Below are 14,430 nucleotides of genomic sequence, written 5' to 3' on the forward strand. Positions count from 1 at the left end.
TCCAATGTTAAGATACGCTGCCATAGATATCGGTTCCAATGCTGTCAGATTATTAATCGCTGATATTTCTAAAAATGAGAGTGGTTATGATTTTAAAAAAAATACATTGGTAAGAGTGCCATTACGCTTAGGTGATGATGCTTTTTTAGATGGACATATTTCAGATCGTAAAGTTGAAGAACTGTTGAAAACGATGTCGGCCTTTAGGAATCTGATGGACGTTTATCATGTTTCAGAATATCTGGCTTGTGCAACTTCAGCAATGCGGGAAGCTGATAATGGAGCTGAGATTATAAAAAAGGTAAAGGAGCTTTGTAATATTAAACTTGAAATTATTGCCGGACAACGTGAGGCTAATATTATTTATGCAAATCACATTGAGCATAAGTTGGATATTAAGAAAAGCTATTTATATATAGATGTAGGTGGGGGGAGTACTGAACTTTCTGTTTTCGTAAATAGGGTTCCAGTTGCCTCGAAATCTTTTGATATTGGTACCATCCGTATTCTAGATAACAAGGATAAGGACGAGACATGGGATGAAATGAGAGATTGGGTAAAGGAAAATACCAAGTCTTTGAAGAATATTGCAGGAATTGGAACTGGTGGAAATATCAATAAGCTTTTCCGTATGTCTGACGAGAAAGAGGGAATGCCTCTGACTTTTCTTAAATTAAAAGGACTTTACAATCAGCTCAATTCACATTCTCTAAAAGAACGGATAAGTGTTTTTGGTTTAAACCCGGACCGTGCAGATGTTATTATACCTGCATGTGAGATTTATATCACTTTATTGAAATGGACAGGTATTAAGCAGGTTTATGTTCCTAAAGTTGGCTTGGTTGATGGTATAATCAGCTTGTTGATTGAAGAGAACCTGACAGATTTATAAGGGCCAGATATCGGCCATGGTGACTTACTGAATCAGGTTTAAGGGCTTTGTATGACTGGTCTGTTATGTTATAAGTCTCAATTTTTAGAGAGATAAGTACTAATGTTTTTTCGCAGTCTGCTGCAATAGTATGTATATAGTCTGGCGTCAGACCGCTATGACAATAATATTTTTTGCCCTTATAATCTACTGTTCCGCAGGCTGAATTTTCATGCAAAATTAGATTGTTGCAGCTCAATGTACATGGAGCAAAAGTTTTTGTTTGTGTATTGTACTCTGCTGCTTTGTAGACAGCTTCTTTCATGGTCCAAAATAACCATACCATTACATTTGCGTCTTTAGAGACATGAATCAGAAACCTTTCTGCTTCTGTAAATATTTTTTCAAGGTAACCTTTTCGTTTCCAATTGCTTTCCACTGCAGCAGCGGCCAGATCAACGATGTCATTACCTATCAATTTTCATTTAATTTAGCCTGGATAATACTTATAGTTTCGTCAACATTCAGCATGCGTTCCATTTCCAGATTGTCTATTTCTATATCGAACTCTTCCTCTACATCCAGAATGATATCTACCATGTTAGAGGAGTTGATTTTCAGGTCTTTAATGAAGTCTGTTGCTGGACTAATGTTTGTTAAAGCCTCTTTGTCATGGGTGTAGGGGGTAACAATCTCTTTGAGCTTTGCTACCAATTGTTCTCTTTCCATTTAGTACTTTTTTAAGATTAAACAGGCATTCACATCACCAAATCCAAAACTTGCTTTGGCTAATATATTAATGTTTTGATTAACAATTTGATTTTTAATATTGTTTTTGTTAACTATTTCTGCTATTTGAGGATGTAGGTCTTCACAGTTTATAGAAGGAAATACAAAGCCATATTTTAGCTGTAATGCGGAGGCTACAGATTCTATACTTCCAGCTGCACTTAAACAATGTCCGGTCATAGATTTTAAACTGTTGATGTAAGGGAAGTTTTCTGGGGTACTGTTTAGAGCTATAGCCCAGTTTTGTACTTCCAAGACATCTTTTGTCGTCGCAGTGAGGTGTCCGTTGATGGCGTCTATTTGATTGGCAGTGATACCCGAATCTTGTATAGCAATACGGATGCATCGTTGTACAGCAATGCTATTTGGGGCTGTCATACTTCCGGTACCACGTTGACCACCTGAGTTAATGTGGCCGCCCAAAATTTCAGCATAAATATTTGCACCACGGTTTAATGCACTTTCCAGCGATTCTATCACCAATGCTCCTGCACCACTTCCAGGTACAAATCCACTAGCACTGGCACTCATAGGCCTGGAACCTTTTTCAGGATTCTGGTTGTGTTTATAAGTACAAACTTTCATGGCATCAAATCCGGCCCATATATAAGGCCCACTGTCGCTTGTACTGCCAGCAAGCATTCTAGTGGACTGTCCGCTTTTTATACGATCATAAGCCATTAAAATACTTTCTGTACCAGTTGTACAGGCAGAAGAGTTGCTGCTGACTTGATTGCCTAGTCCGAGTTTGCCAGATAGGTAGGCGCTAATTCCACTAGCCATAGTTTGTACAACGACGCTGCTACCTAGTTTACGCAACTGCAATTCATCAACTTTATAGATGGCTTCTCTGAATTTGTCAACGCCTGATGTTCCGGTACCGAATATTGTTCCGCTATCCCAATCCGGTTCATCAGTTGAAGCTATGGATAAGCCAGCATCATGCCAGGCATCCATTCCGGCTATAATGCCATACAGTATTCCGGTGCTGTTGAAATTTCTACGTTCCAGATCGTTCATGTATCTGGAAATAAGTTCGTCTGAAAGTTCAGGTTTACCAGCAATCTGACAAGCAAATTGTAATCTTTCCAGTTCAGGGTCGTGCTTAATACCTGAAGTTCCATTTTTAATAGCTTCAGTAAATGCAGTTAGTCCAACTCCATTTGGGGCAACTACCCCTAAACCGGTTATGACTACGCGTTTATGCATTCATTTTGTTGGTTACCATTCCGGCAATGGTGCCTTTACAAACCACTTCTCCCGAAGCATTGGTCATTTGAACAATACAGTTTAATTTTTTGAAACGGAAGTAAACTTTTTGTGCAGTTACAGTGACTTTCTCTCCAGGAAAAACAGGTTTCATGAAATCGATAGCTGTTGAAGTAAGCATCACATGTCCTGGCATTCCACCTTCAGCACTCCCAGAAAGATAAATGCCCAGACAAACTAATCCGATTTGCGCCATTGTTTCTGTTAAAATTACACCAGGAGTAACTGGGTTGTCTTTAAAGTGGCCTTTGTAAAAATCAAGACCTGCATCAAAAGTATAGGAGCCAGTAACGCCATTTTCGTCAATTTCATGTAGTTCATCTACAAATAAAAATGGTGAGGTATAAGGTAAATGTGATAAGATATCTGCTTTAGTCATGTTATGATTTCATTTAATATTTTCGCCTAATTTACCCCTATTCTACCATTTTAACAATATCCGTTGTGCAGAAAAGCCAGGTCCAAAGCTGAGCATTAACCCAAGTTCCCCTGTCCCCAATGGTCTTTTCATATACTGTTCCAATACATAGAGAACTGTGGCGCTCGACATATTTCCATACTCTTTTAATACATTTTTGGTTTCATTTATATTTTTGCCCAATTCGCTAAATAAACTTTCAACAGTATCGATAATTTTTCTTCCTCCAGGGTGGAAGATCAAGTGGTCAATGTTCTTAATTTCAAGTCCATTTTTTTCAAGAAAGGGGTTAATGATTTGGGGGAAGTGTTGCTCAATATTTTCAGGTACATCTTTATCTAAAACCATTTGTAGACCATTGTTTGTTAGATTAAAACCCATCATTGGTATAGCATCGTAAAAGTGATACATTTCTTCTGCGATTATTTCCGGTCCATTATCATCCTGATGTGATGATAACAAAACACATGCAGCACCATCGCCAAAAATAGCCGCACTAACGATATTGGCCATAGAAAAATCATTAAGCTGGAATGTTGCGGTAGGAGACTCGACTGCAATTACTGCTGCCCGTTTTCCAGGATTAGCTTTTAAAAAGTTTTTCGCATAGATCATACCCGATATACCTGCGGCACAACCCATTTCTGTGACAGGTAAACGAACAATATCCTGGCGCAAATTTAACGTGTTGATAATATACGCATCAATAGAAGGGATCATAATACCAGTACAACTAACCGTTATGATATAATCTATATCCTGAGGTTTCCAGTTCGCTTTTTTCAATGCAAGTTGAAGACAATCAGTCCCCAATTTAATACTTTCTCTAATGTAAATGTTGTTCTTTTCTTCGAAGGAAGTTTGAGTAAAAACCTCTTCTGGTGACATGATAGAATACCTTTTATCTACTGCGGCCTGTTCAAATATTTTTTTAACTTTTTTAATGAAACGAAGTTCCTGTCCGACTAGCCAGGTGTCCAGAAAAGGAATGATCTCAGCGGTATTTCTGGAGTATTGTGGCAGCTTTTTAGCTACTGTGGTTATTTTAACGCTCATATCGGCCTTTTATATTTGGAATTACCCATTGGTATCGGAATGCCCATTTCCATTTCAGGATATAGGATTTTAAGTTCAACTGCCGGGAATAGGATTGTAAATCATCTTTTTTAAAGCCTCTTAAAATAGAAATCAGTCCATCATCTTTAGACATCTTGTTCAATCTGAATGCAAAACAAAATATCGTAAACAGGTAATAAGCGGTTTTGCTTCTATGCAAATCGTTCACTACAATTCCTAAGGTCGACTGCTCATAAAAGGTATTCATCAGCGTTAAAATTTCTTCATTTTTAAAATGATGTAACGTCAGTGTACAAAGAATAACATCATAAACCTTTGCTTGTTTACATTCCTCAAAAATATCTGCACATAGGTAGCTGATATTATCATAATTAACTGACAATTGCTTAGCATGTTTTATGGTAAAAGCATTGGCATCTATGCCAATCAACTTAAAATTCAAATCCTTCTTTTCGGCATAATCGGCCAAGTATCTCAGCATATCACCATTCCCACAACCCACATCTAAAATGGTTATTTCTTTTTTCGCAGTATTGCTAATAATGGAGTTGCTATCATCTTTCAGCAAAAGTTCCAAACCCTGTAAAGTAACTTTATTACCACCTAGTAACCTGTTTATACTTGCAATTTTATCCAGGGCATCCCTTAATATTTCTCCCTTCAAGTTAAAATCATCCATTATTTCCGGAGCTTCAGACCTTGTTCTGGTATCTATTTTCATACAATAGGTTTTCCGTGAGTCATTTTAACAATCATTGGTAGTGTAGCAGGAAAGGCATGTAATAAACGTTGCATAGGGTTAAACAACTGATCTTTTCTCATCATTCCGGATAAAAACCTACCCATTAACAAACGATTTCTAAAGTTCGTATTCCAACTGCTGGAATATTTTTTTTCTAGCATAGTTCTGGAATTTATGGAACCACGCAAGTATTTTATACACTGTTCTGCCACAATTTTTGCACTATGAATAGCCATAGCCATTCCATTTCCGCAAAGCGGATGAATCAAACCTGCAGTATCGCCAATCATGAGCACATGATTACTTACCAATTCTTTTTTTGCGAAAGACACTTGACTAATTGTTAGAGGCTGATCAAAAAGTATCGTGCTTTCTTCAAAAATCTTTTGAAGCTGAGGATTTGAGTACAATACTTTTTTCTGGAAGTCATCCAGGTTTTTAAACGATTTAAAGCTATTATAGTCTGCCAGATAGCAAATGTTAATGAGTTTGTTCTCTACCATTGATACCCCACAATAGCCACCACTAAAATTATGCAGCTGCACGAGATCCGTTGGAATAATACCGCTGTAATGCGCTTTTACCGCCAGCCATGGCGATTTCTTCTGTATAAAGCTACGGTCCAGTTTTTGGTCTAATGCAGATCGTTTACCGAAAGCACCAATTACAAGTTTTGCCTTTAATAAATTAGTAGAGGTGGTTATTTCAAACTCATTATTTTTAAATACAATATCTGTTGCTCGGTCTTTGATCACTCTGCAACCACGCAGTATTGCTTTTTCATAAAGAAAATTATCAAGGGTAAACCGACTTAATCCAAAACCTCCCAGAGGCAATGAGCAGCCAATAATTTGTCCGCTTATTGAAGATATGGAAAGGTGGTTAATAAGAGAGGGTTTAAGTTCGTTAGGATCAACATCTAGCCATTGCAAATAGGGGAGAACTTCGTTAGAAATGTATTCGCCACAAACTTTATGATGAGGGTAATCATTCTTTTCAATCAGGGTAACATCTTGGCCTTCTTTGAGTAAGTGAAGGGCGCAGGTTAAACCAGCTAGTCCGCCACCTATAATTACAACCTCGTTACTTTGATTTACTTTGGCTTTCATGTTCTATAATTAGAAGTTATGGAATTGCCATTGACTTTTACCTAAGTTAACGAAAAAGGAATGATCTTTAGAACTTATAACATCTAAGCTGTCTGTCTCTGCTACTATTATTTCTGTTAATATAAAATCCTACAGAGATCTCATGACTGCCATAATTGTAATCGCGTAATTTATTAAGGGAGTAATCATATGAATAACCAATTCGTACATTTTCAGTAGCGAAAACCTCTAGAATTGCACCTATAGCATTCTGTTTAGAAAGCGTTGATTTCTGGTAGTCTTTTTTATAAAGATCAAAAGAGCTGCGGTAAAAACCGCCAATCCAGATTGTTTCTTTTAAGAGCAGGAAAGTATTGATATCCAATGAAGAGGGACCTTTAGTATCATCTTTAAATAACATAACGGGTTTTAGCTTTACATCTTCATTTAAATGAAGTAAAGCTCCTGCTGTGAAATAAAAATGTGGTTGAGGTACAGGAACCATCAGATCTTCCGTATTCTTTTTGGCCATATATTTAGCCAGCATATTAGTTGCAGAGAAACCCGCGAAATATTTTTTATTGGCGTAATAAACACCAAAACGTGCGTCAGGGACAATGTTTGATTGTGAACCTAGGGGAATTAAGGCATCACCAGGTCTATAGCCTTCTAATTTATTACCATCCAATCCTAATTGCATCATACCTGCGCCTATTCCAAATGCAAGTTGCGAACCCTCATCTATTCTGATTCGGTAAGCATAATTAGCGTAAGCGGTGAGGTAAGTCTGGGCACCTAGTTGGTCGTTTGACACCATTAATCCCAGTCCAACATTTCCATCATTAAATGCACCATCAGCGGCGAGAGAAAAGCTTTTTGGCGCAGCTTTTACACCTGCCCATTGTGAGCGGTAAAAGGACTGTACATAGATATCTTCTTTATAACCAGCATAGGCTGGATTTATATGCATACCATTAAACAAGTATTGTGTAAACTGGCTGTCCTGTTGTGCTTTAACGCTGAATATCAGACCTAAGATAAATAGTAAACTTAAAATTTTCTTCATATCTATTTACTTCGGAGAATAGTTACATAACCTTTATAAACTTCCCACTTGTTATCAGCGGTTTTAATTTTTAACAAGTAGTAGTATGTACCTTCATTAAGGTTTGATCCGTCCCAATCATTTTTATAACCCTTTTTGTCATATACTGTACCTCCCCAGCGATTAACGATCGTTAATTCATTGGTTTCATACATTTGTAAGCCTGGTATTTCGAATGTGTCGTTTAATCCGTCGTTATTAGGTGTAAAAACATTAGGGATGATTATTCCTGCTATTGATTTACTATCTGTTGCACTGTTGTTTTTCAGGTCGGGGTCAGTTTCATTGGCAGATATAGTAGCTGTATTTCTTATGATTCCAGCTTTTAAGGCAGTAACCTTAATCTTTAAATCGGCAGACTGTCCATTGTTTAGTTTAGTGATTTCCCATAAAATGGTTCTTGTACCACTGTTGTAACTCACAGAACCAAGACTAGGGAAAGTCCAGGTTTCCAGTTTTAACTCAGGTGGTAAAACATCTAATACTTTTATCTGGGTAGCATCGTCCATGCCTTTGTTACTCACGGAAATCAGATATTCGAAAGGATCATTAACAGTTAAAGCACGTTTTTCAGATGTTTTATCAATTTTAACATCAGCAACCAATAGTGGGTTAGGAGGACCTATACTGAGAATAACTTCATCAGAGATATCAGAAGCACAACCTTGCGCGTTGAAAGAAATAACACTGTATTTTCCTGCAAGCATTGCTGTATATTCAATTGAAGTTGAGCCAGTAATAAATACTCCATCTTTTATCCATTGGTAAGTAGATGCGTTAACAGAATTTGCCCGCAATTTCACTGAACCACCCGGAGGGATGATCACTGGTTGCGGACCAGATTGCGCAAAGCCTGCCATTGCTAAAAGCAACAGCAGGCTTGACACAAAACTTGTTTTTCTGTTAAGCATGAAAATAGAGTATCTTATTTGATATAGTTACCTTTTTACCAGGTAGCTGGAGTGTTAGAGATAGTAATTGTTGGTTTAGTTGGAGGTGTTGTTACAGTTACAGTCTTAGTCACCTCCCCTGGACAAAACTTATTTGCCCCCACTAAGTATCCAACTTTAAATTTATAAGTGGTGTTGGTCCCTGCAGTGTTTTCAGTTGGGGTATAGGTTAATCCTGTTGCTAAAGCAATTGGAGTTTCTGCATTAGTTCCATCAACTGTATACCATTGATATGCCAGAGTTACATAATCATCAGTATTGGTTACTGTTGCAGTAAGCTCTGCTGTTGAAGTATTTGCATTTTCAATACAATAAGCACTAACACCTGCTATACTTGCCGATAATGGTTTAAAAACATAAAATGGTATTTCTTGTGCTTCAGAAATACAACCTGTTGCAGTAGATTTGCTGTAAATATAATAGTAGCCGGTTTCAAGAGGAACATCTATCGTTAATCCGTCAGCGGCTAGGACAACTCCAGTTGTAGGTGTAAGTGTTTGAGTTGCACTATACCGAACTTCCCAGGTCGTTCCTGATGCTACTGCATCTAATTTAAATGTTCCACCTGAACAAATAAGTTTAACGCCTGGTGTTGCAGGTGTCGGAGCAGCTTGTGCGATCAGATTAATGCTGAATAACAATACAGTTATCATGGCGATTTTTAGTAGTGATTTTTTCATTTTTTTTGAATTTGAGATTTAAACGTTGTACTTAATATTGTGAATTGTTTAAGATGATTAGATGTGGAGCAGCAGGTTTTTGATTTACAGTGATATTGATTGGGTAAGAATTCATGCATCCATTTTCATTTTTGATAGTTAATGATCCGTTATGAATTCCAGTTGTAATAATAGTGGGCATTGTAAGAGGAATAGGGCTGACAGGCAAAGGTTGATATCCAATGTTTGGAAGATCATCCCAGGTGATGCTATATTCAAGTATACCTCCTGAAGTTGCACTATAAGGAATCGATGTTTGCACTTGTTCTTGGCAGATTGATGGCATGCTTCCTAATGTGATGGATGGTAGGTGATTTACCTCCACTGAAACGGGAACTCTCTCTGATTCAAGTGTACATCCTATCTTTTTTGATGCAACATAATAGATTGCATCTGAACTTAGGGCCAGTGTTGTATATTTCTCATTATATGCTTTTACAACAGGGGTTCCACCGGTTGGAGTAGTATACCACAAAAGCTCGTTTTCCGAGCTTGTAGTTGCAGATAACTCCGCTTGTGTATTACTACAAATAGACACATTTTGTGAAGATGTCGGGGAAGTAAAGGTTGGTTTAGCAGGTGATAATATTGCATCATATATCCTAAACGCATCTCCTAATAAGTTGAGGCCTAATAACCCAGAATTGAATTGGACGGCTATGTGAGTGAATTGTTGATTAGGATTAATGGTAACATCAAATTGACTATAACCTCCACCTATATCTATTAAGTTCAAAAGATTCAAATCTAAAACACTATCATTAAGTGTTTGAGTATTTACTAATTGATCTCCATTATAAGTTAAGAAAGTAATGCCATTTCCAAACAAACTAAGATTAATTAAGGAACTTGGTAATGCAAGCCGAAATTTAACACCATCATTTATGGTATTGTTACGTTCAAAAAAGAAATTCTGGGTTATTGTTGAGGCAACGCCAACACCAGCAACTCCAGTTGAAAAAGAAGAATAGTCAGATGTGTTGTTGTTTATTGCTCTCTCTGGATTTTTTATTAAGTCACTTAATTTTAGTCCAAGAGTTTGCGTGTTCAGACTAATTCCTGTAGCAGCCCCCCCATCAGTAAAAAGAGGTCTAGGATTACATTCTGTTCCAAGCACTTGTGTGTAAGCATTGTAAACATTAACCTTTATTTCTGCAGCCAAGTTTGCTAACGATAGATCTGGAGAAAAAGCAACAGTTAATCTTACTGAATTATAATCTTCATCTGGGGTAACTTTAGCATACCACTCACCTAAATCATTTATTATGATTTTTGTTGTTGTACCTTCAAGTGTACCAGCTATTGTACCATTATTTTCACTTCCATTATAAGGTTTAGCACATAAATTTAATCCTTCTGTCCATCCTCCTGTATGAAATTTATAATTTGTTGCTCCAATGTAACCAGTTCCCTTAATGCTTTGTAGTTCAGTTAAACCCAATAGTCCTCCAACAACTAAATTAAGTCCTGATATTTCAGGTCTTTCCTTTAATTTAATGTAAGTCGGGGTACCTTTTAGAATAGTCGTATTTCCGGTGTTTCTAATTTGAAGATATGTATCCCCACCAGTGTTCAATAGTGCACCAAGAACTCCTAAGTTGCGTGATGCAGTTATTGTCGTCTTATCAGTTGTCGTTCTAATTAAATTTGTATTATCTAAATAGTAGTATCTAAATGGATTAGATACTGATGAACCTAAGAGACAGCCAACCCCATAAGAGTTCATTGGTACAGATAGTCCTGACGTTCCTGTTCCAAGACCTAATAATCCAGGTATCTGAAATATGTTTCCAGTTTTGAAACCCTCTAAATAATTCTTGGTCTGCCCCCTAACCTCATTAAACCCACAAATTACTACCAAGAGCGTTAGCAACGTTAAAGTGAATCTTTGTATAATGCGAAATGAGTGCATGATAATTTAGTGTAGTCCCTACTACAAACCTAACTTACAATAGAGTCTTATTCATCGTTCATTATGTTCACTTTTAGCGTTTGGTTGGTTTTTTTTTGGTATTGAACAACACTGATTATTTATTTAAAATTTTGTAATTTGTTTATATTCATATGATTAATGATTTTAAAATAGTCTGTTCATTTTGTTCACTCAATAAATATGTAAGAATGTCCTATTCGTTTAGATGAAGTCTAATAGTTGATTAATAGGGGATGAGAATTTTCCATTGATGCAGATTTCTTTTGCTATTCTTTTGGTATCCTTTTGCTATTGTTTTGCTATTCTTTTGCTCAGACCAATAAAAACGTATAATCAGAGCATGTTAATTGGTATAGAAAAACAAATTAATATTTGAAGGATGTAAACGGAAGTGCTATGCTTATCTTAACTGTTAAGCATAATAATCTCATGATTAGATAATATATACATATGGCTAGAATGTTTTAAAATTTACATAAGACGTTGATCGGAATTGAGGCTATAAACTAAACCTTGTTTCTTGCTTTTAAACCAGCAAATAATGAAGCTGATTATTTGGTGAGCAGGGGCACGTAGATTTATTTCAGATGATCGTAATAGTATATTTGAGAGTATGTATGTGGGTAGGGTATCTGTTTAGTCTTTTTTAAATTGAGGAAGTTTTTGTAAAACTTGTTTATAACTTTGTTCTAGCTCTTTTACCTTTCAAGTTTTTTATCATGCTAAAAGAATCCTTAAAGTCACTTTTTACAAGAGACCTGAATAAATTAAAATCTGAGATAGAACAATATCAAAACGAGCAAGTGATCTGGCTTATTGACAAAGCAATATTAAACTCAGCTGGAAACCTCTGTTTACATTTGGTTGGTAACCTGAATACTTTTATAGGTGGAGAATTGGGAAAGACGGGGTATATAAGAAATCGACCTTTAGAGTTTTCTTTAAAAAATGTGCCTAGAACAGACTTGATCAATATGGTTGAGGCAACTATTAAAGTGGTAAATGATACATTGGATTTGTTAACAGATCAGGATATGGAAAAAGATTATCCGCTGGTAAAAGTGGTAGAAGGAGGGAGTTCTATTGCTTTTATGTTGATCCATTTAAGCACACATCTGGCTTACCATGTCGGACAAATTAATTACCATAGAAGATTACTTGATATTTAAAAAAGGAAGGCCGGATATTACCTGCCTTCCTTTTTAATAGGAAACTTTTTTATTAGCTATCCAATAATTTAGCTGCGGCATCATCTAAAAACCATGTAACCTTACCATCAATTGGTTTTATCAACTGAGCAGGGTATAACTTTGAATTTTTTTTATCTGCTTCAATTACATGTTTTACAGCCTCGGCTTTGCCGTCTCCAAATACCAGGAAAGCTATATTCTTAGCCTTATTGATTAGTGGTGCGGTGAAACTGATTCTGTAAGTGGATAGTTTTTCAACCCATACAGAGTCTATTTCGACATTGTTATTGTTCAGGATATCTGTTCCTGGGAACAATGAAGCTGTATGTGCATCATCTCCCATGCCCAATAAAATAAGGTCGAATACCAGGTCTGCACCATCAAAGTGCTTTACTATAGCTTTATTGTATTCTATAGCAGCTTTTTCCGGAGCAAGGGTCGTATCAACATAAAATATATGATCTGCTGCGATATTTAAAGGATCAAGTATCGCTTGTTTTGCCATTAAGCCATTATAGCTGTCATGGTTTGGCATTACGTTACGCTCATCACCAAAAAAGAAATATACTTTTTCCCAGTCTATTTGATCTTTATAAGTGGTGGCCAGCATTTCGTATAATGCTTTGGGTGAATTTCCGCCAGTCAGTACAAAATTAAAGCTTCCTTGTTCATCAATAGATTTGTTTGCTATGTTGATGATATAAGCCGCAATATCTTCCAGTAACTCGCTTTGAGTTTTATATATCAATAAATTCATTTATTCTTGTTTTAAAGGTAGGGTAAACCAATGGAATCCATCTCTTGCAATTAATGCTTCAGCATCTTCTGGTCCCCATGAACCAGCAGTGTAATTAGGAAAACTTAATGATTTTTTAGTCTCCCATGCATTGACAACAGGCATCAACAACTCCCATGCTATTTCTACCTGATCTGCACGCATAAACTGTGTTTGATCACCAGTCATAACGTCAAGTAAAAGTGTCTCATAAGCTTCAGGTGATTCTGTTGTATAAGTACCTTTGTAGTCAAAAACCATATCTACAGGATTCAGGATCATATCTAATCCCGGGCGCTTACCTTGTACTTGTAAACGGATACTCATTTCTGGCTGTATACTGATAATTAGCCTGTTTTGCTGCCAGTGCTCGGCAACTGCTTCAGGAAATACCTGGTGTGGCACATCTTTAAACTGAATAGTGATCAGTGAAGAGGTTTGAGCAAGGCGTTTTCCTGTACGGATATAGAAAGGAATACCTTTCCAGCGCCAGTTGTCAACAAAGAACTTAATTGCAGCAAATGTTTCGGTATTAGAATCATCATCTGTATCTTTTTCAGAACGGTATCCTGGAACCTCATCTCCTTTAATCCAGCCTTTGGTGTATTGTCCACGCACAGTATTGAAACGAATATCTTCTGCAGAGAATGGGCGCATAGCCTTTAGTACATCTACTTTCTTATCCCTGATTTCATCTGCATCAAAGTTAATTGGAGTTTCCATACCAATGATACATAGCAATTGCAGCAAGTGGTTTTGAATCATATCGCGTAAAGCACCTGAGCCGTCATAATAGCCACCACGATCACCTACACCTAATTGTTCTGTTACTGAGATTTGTATGTGATCTATGTAGTTTCTGTTCCAAAGCGGTTCTAAGAAAGAGTTGGCAAAACGGAAGGCCATGATATTTTGAACAGTTTCTTTGCCCAGATAATGGTCAATACGGTAGATTTGCTTTTCTGTGAAACGTTCTTTTAACAATGCATTTAACTCACGTGCAGTTTCTAGGTCTTTACCAAAAGGTTTTTCAACTACAATCCGGCAATTATCTTCGTTTTCTGCCATTTTAAACTTAGCTAAGCGTTTGGCAATTGAAGGAAAAAGATCTGGAGAAACAGCTAGATAAAACACGATCTGTGTATCTGCACCAAATTCCGCTTTAAACTGATCAACCATTACTTTAAGTTCATCAAAAGAAGCCGAATCCTGAACGTCAGTTGGTTTATAATGAATGTTTTGAGAGAAATTTTCCCATTTATTCTTGTCTACTTTTCCTGTACGTGAGAAACTGTTTACTCCATCCATCAGGGCTGTCCTGAATTTTTCGTTTGTAAGTGGTCTTCTGGCTGTACCTATGATAGCAAACTTATCTGGCATGTAGTTTTCAGCGTATAGGTTATAGAGCGCTGGTGCAAGTTTGCGTAGGTTTAAATCACCGGTACCTCCAAAAATTACGATTATGGTTGGGCTAAGGTTGATACTTGTCTTCATTATTAGGGGT

Annotated in this window: 15 protein-coding genes; 2 read left to right on the plus strand and 13 right to left on the minus strand. The window is 36.8% G+C overall.

From position 1 onward, the window contains the following. Nucleotides 1-4 precede the first annotated feature (4 nt). Nucleotides 5-892 (plus strand): exopolyphosphatase, encoded by an 888-nt coding sequence (locus tag WC623_RS09275; RefSeq protein WP_372850225.1) that lies wholly within the window; start codon nucleotides 5-7, stop codon nucleotides 890-892. Here WC623_RS09275 and WC623_RS09280 read toward each other — a convergent pair. The 11 genes from WC623_RS09280 to WC623_RS09330 form a co-directional block, all read right to left on the minus strand. Continuing rightward, complete coding sequence (locus tag WC623_RS09280) at nucleotides 855-1,349, minus strand: 4'-phosphopantetheinyl transferase superfamily protein (protein ID WP_372850227.1); 495 nt, start codon at nucleotides 1,347-1,349, stop codon at nucleotides 855-857. The two genes, WC623_RS09275 and WC623_RS09280, sit on opposite strands and share 38 nt — an antisense overlap. Continuing rightward, entirely contained in the window at nucleotides 1,346-1,600 is a 255-nt protein-coding gene (locus WC623_RS09285; protein ID WP_349787380.1) for a phosphopantetheine-binding protein, read from the minus strand. Before WC623_RS09285 ends, WC623_RS09280 begins: the two co-directional genes overlap by 4 nt. Beyond that, the gene (locus WC623_RS09290) at nucleotides 1,601-2,869 is read right to left on the minus strand and encodes a beta-ketoacyl synthase (protein WP_372850229.1); all 1,269 of its coding nucleotides are present in this window, start codon (nucleotides 2,867-2,869) and stop codon (nucleotides 1,601-1,603) included. Beyond that, nucleotides 2,862-3,308: a 3-hydroxyacyl-ACP dehydratase FabZ family protein gene (locus WC623_RS09295; protein ID WP_372850231.1), complete on the minus strand. Its 447-nt coding sequence runs from the start codon at nucleotides 3,306-3,308 to the stop codon at nucleotides 2,862-2,864. Before WC623_RS09295 ends, WC623_RS09290 begins: the two co-directional genes overlap by 8 nt. Nucleotides 3,309-3,350: 42 nt before the next feature. Continuing rightward, on the minus strand, nucleotides 3,351-4,403 hold the full coding sequence (locus WC623_RS09300) for a type III polyketide synthase (protein ID WP_372850233.1): 1,053 nt from the start codon (nucleotides 4,401-4,403) through the stop codon (nucleotides 3,351-3,353). Continuing rightward, entirely contained in the window at nucleotides 4,393-5,145 is a 753-nt protein-coding gene (locus WC623_RS09305; RefSeq protein WP_372850235.1) for a methyltransferase domain-containing protein, read from the minus strand. Before WC623_RS09305 ends, WC623_RS09300 begins: the two co-directional genes overlap by 11 nt. Further along, complete coding sequence (locus tag WC623_RS09310; protein WP_372850237.1) at nucleotides 5,142-6,275, minus strand: FAD-dependent oxidoreductase; 1,134 nt, start codon at nucleotides 6,273-6,275, stop codon at nucleotides 5,142-5,144. The genes WC623_RS09305 and WC623_RS09310 overlap by 4 nt, the downstream gene beginning before the upstream one ends. 67 nt (nucleotides 6,276-6,342) lie before the next feature. Continuing rightward, nucleotides 6,343-7,320 (minus strand): type IX secretion system membrane protein PorP/SprF, encoded by a 978-nt coding sequence (locus WC623_RS09315; RefSeq protein WP_372850239.1) that lies wholly within the window; start codon nucleotides 7,318-7,320, stop codon nucleotides 6,343-6,345. Nucleotides 7,321-7,322: 2 nt separating this feature from the next. Next, a complete protein-coding gene (locus tag WC623_RS09320; protein ID WP_372850241.1) occupies nucleotides 7,323-8,270 on the minus strand; it encodes a gliding motility-associated C-terminal domain-containing protein in 948 nt (315 codons plus the stop codon). Nucleotides 8,271-8,305: 35 nt separating this feature from the next. Then, entirely contained in the window at nucleotides 8,306-8,989 is a 684-nt protein-coding gene (locus WC623_RS09325; RefSeq protein WP_372850243.1) for a hypothetical protein, read from the minus strand. A gap of 31 nt (nucleotides 8,990-9,020) precedes the next feature. Further along, on the minus strand, nucleotides 9,021-10,889 hold the full coding sequence (locus WC623_RS09330) for a hypothetical protein (RefSeq protein ID WP_372850245.1): 1,869 nt from the start codon (nucleotides 10,887-10,889) through the stop codon (nucleotides 9,021-9,023). A 791-nt stretch (nucleotides 10,890-11,680) separates the two neighbouring features. Here WC623_RS09330 and WC623_RS09335 point away from each other — a divergent pair. Beyond that, entirely contained in the window at nucleotides 11,681-12,130 is a 450-nt protein-coding gene (locus tag WC623_RS09335; RefSeq protein WP_372850247.1) for a DUF1572 family protein, read from the plus strand. A gap of 52 nt (nucleotides 12,131-12,182) precedes the next feature. On the opposite strand, the gene pgl is transcribed toward WC623_RS09335, so the two are convergent. Together pgl and zwf are read right to left on the minus strand one after the other, a co-directional pair. Continuing rightward, nucleotides 12,183-12,908 carry a 6-phosphogluconolactonase gene (gene pgl / locus WC623_RS09340; protein WP_372850249.1) on the minus strand — a complete coding sequence of 242 codons (726 nt, stop codon included), beginning with the start codon at nucleotides 12,906-12,908 and terminating at the stop codon, nucleotides 12,183-12,185. Beyond that, nucleotides 12,909-14,420, minus strand: coding sequence for a glucose-6-phosphate dehydrogenase (zwf, locus tag WC623_RS09345; RefSeq protein WP_372850251.1), 1,512 nt, complete (start codon nucleotides 14,418-14,420; stop codon nucleotides 12,909-12,911). Between the last annotated feature and the right edge of the window lie 10 nt (nucleotides 14,421-14,430).

Source organism: Pedobacter sp. (genome assembly GCF_041645105.1).
Lineage (GTDB): Bacteria > Bacteroidota > Bacteroidia > Sphingobacteriales > Sphingobacteriaceae > Pedobacter.